The organism is Yersinia sp. 1252 StPb PI (assembly GCF_048593885.1).
Classification (GTDB): domain Bacteria; phylum Pseudomonadota; class Gammaproteobacteria; order Enterobacterales; family Enterobacteriaceae; genus Yersinia; species Yersinia enterocolitica_E.
Genome location: NZ_JAZGQE010000427.1, coordinates 1 through 799 on the forward strand (window position 1 = coordinate 1; position 799 = coordinate 799).

Here is a 799-nt window from a genome sequence, read left to right on the forward strand (position 1 = left end):
CTGATAGCAACTATATATCTACCAAAAGTTATTATCAGAAATATTGTGAATAAAAAAATAAAAAACATGTTAAATTCACTACCCTTTTTTATCGATATTACTGCTGCCTGTGTCCAATCAGGAATGACTATAGATAGCGCACTAAGCTATACGGCTAAAAGATTCAAATTAATCAATATTGATTTAAGTTTGATTGTAGAAAAAATAACTAAGCGCGCAGAAATTAATGGGCTAGAGAGTGCGATTAAAGAATTTCAACAACTTTCAACTGAAATAGAAATAAAAATGTTTTGCAGTGCACTACAATACAGTATCAGTTTCGGCTCAACCGTTTATGAACAACTAATAAAACTCTCCCAAGATATGAGAGAAATGCAATTGTTAGTTACAGAAGAGAAAAACAGTAAGCTATCAACAAAACTGACTTTCCCTATGTTTATTTTTATTCTTATTCCTTTTGTTGTGTTAGTTATAGCACCTAGCGTTTTGGAGTTACTCAAATATGTACAAACAATGTAAAAAAACCATTACCACTTCACTTTTAATTTTTATGATAAGTGGTTGCTCCTTGAATAGTGGTATAAGTAATAAAGAGTTTCTATATCGTGAGAGTATCTTGCTAAAAGCAAATAATCATGCCGGATTGATCACTTTATACCGAACAAAATTAAAACAAAAAGAAGATGATACGATAAGGCTAAAACTGGCTAACGCCTACTATCTTACCGGCGACACCAAGTCATCTTTATATTATTTACAACCGATGATTAACAAGCCGAGTGAGTCTATATATATTTTG

At 31.4% G+C, this 799-nt stretch carries 1 protein-coding gene and 1 pseudogene; both read left to right on the plus strand.

From position 1 onward, the window contains the following. The coding region (locus V2A85_RS24085) for a type II secretion system F family protein (protein WP_420072607.1) at nt 1-519 on the plus strand (519 nt) is incomplete at its 5' end. Further along, nucleotides 503-799, plus strand: a pseudogene (locus tag V2A85_RS24090) (tight adherance operon protein); the annotation flags it as partial. The gene V2A85_RS24085 and the pseudogene V2A85_RS24090, both read left to right, overlap by 17 nt.